Source organism: Streptomyces calidiresistens, assembly GCF_014141525.1.
In the GTDB taxonomy this organism is placed as follows: Bacteria; Actinomycetota; Actinomycetes; order Streptomycetales; family Streptomycetaceae; genus Streptomyces; species Streptomyces calidiresistens.
Window position 1 is genome coordinate 1 of the sequence record NZ_VKHS01001603.1, and the last position, 406, is coordinate 406.

The 406-nt window shown below is 73.4% G+C and carries 1 protein-coding gene; it reads right to left on the reverse strand.

Annotated elements, in window-relative coordinates; translation table 11 throughout:
- Positions 1–24: 24 nt before the first annotated feature.
- Positions 25–406 (reverse strand): RNA-binding protein (locus FOE67_RS28455; RefSeq protein ID WP_323385672.1); only part of this gene is annotated, 382 nt, incomplete at its 5' end.

The following is a 406-nucleotide window of genomic DNA, read 5'->3' on the forward strand; positions in this document are numbered from 1 at the left end:
GGGATGCGGCGGTCGGGGTGGCGGTCACCTGGCGGCCTTTCCGTCGGCGCCGGTGGCGCCCCTGGTGTACTGCGGGTGGATGAGTCCGAGGCAACGGTACGGGAGGTCGTCGACCTCCTCGATCGGCACCCCGCGCTGTTCGGCCAGCAACCGGATGTGGTCCAGGTCGGGACCGGCGTCCCGGCGGGCCACGATCCTCCACGGCACCCGCCGCAACAGGACCCGGGTGGTCTCCCCCACGCCCGGTTTGATCAGGTTGACGTCGGCGATGCCGTACTCCTCGCCGATCCGTTCCACCGCCCGCCGGCCGGCCATGGTGGGGGTGCGGTCCACCGAGGGGTCCATGGGGCCGGGGGTGACCCGGGGGAAGTGTGCCGCGACGGCGGCCACGAAGGTCCCCGAGCTG